This window comes from Anaerotignum faecicola (assembly GCA_024460105.1).
GTDB lineage: Bacteria > Bacillota > Clostridia > Lachnospirales > Anaerotignaceae > JANFXS01.
Window position 1 is genome coordinate 1 of record JANFXS010000588.1, and the last position, 388, is coordinate 388.

The 388-nt window shown below is 49.7% G+C and carries 1 protein-coding gene; it reads right to left on the reverse strand.

Features of this window, described 5'->3' with window-relative positions:
- Nucleotides 1–388 (reverse strand): ATP-binding cassette domain-containing protein (locus NE664_15525; GenBank protein MCQ4728043.1); only part of this gene is annotated, 388 nt, incomplete at both ends.

Genomic DNA, 388 nt, shown 5'->3' on the forward strand with positions numbered 1-388 from the left:
CTCCGGTATCCGCCGGCAGCAGATTGTTTAATATCTTTAAAATTGTGGTTTTTCCGGTTCCGTTGCCTCCGATGATGGCAACCCGTTCTCCGCGTTTGATCTCAAAATCAACGTGGTCAAACAAATGGTTGGGACCAAAGGCCTTGCTTAGCCCACGGACGGTCAGTACGTCGTTTCCGCTGATGATATTGGGCTCCAGGCGGATCCGCATCTCATCATTTACTTCCGCCGGCTTTTCCAGAATCTCAATCTTATCCAGCATCTTTTCCCGGCTCTCCGCCCGTTTGATGGATTTTTCCCTGTTGAAGGACTTTAACTTCGCGATGACCTCTTCCTGGTGGCGGATTTCCTGCTGCTGATTTAAATAGGCTTTCATCTTTGCGTCCCG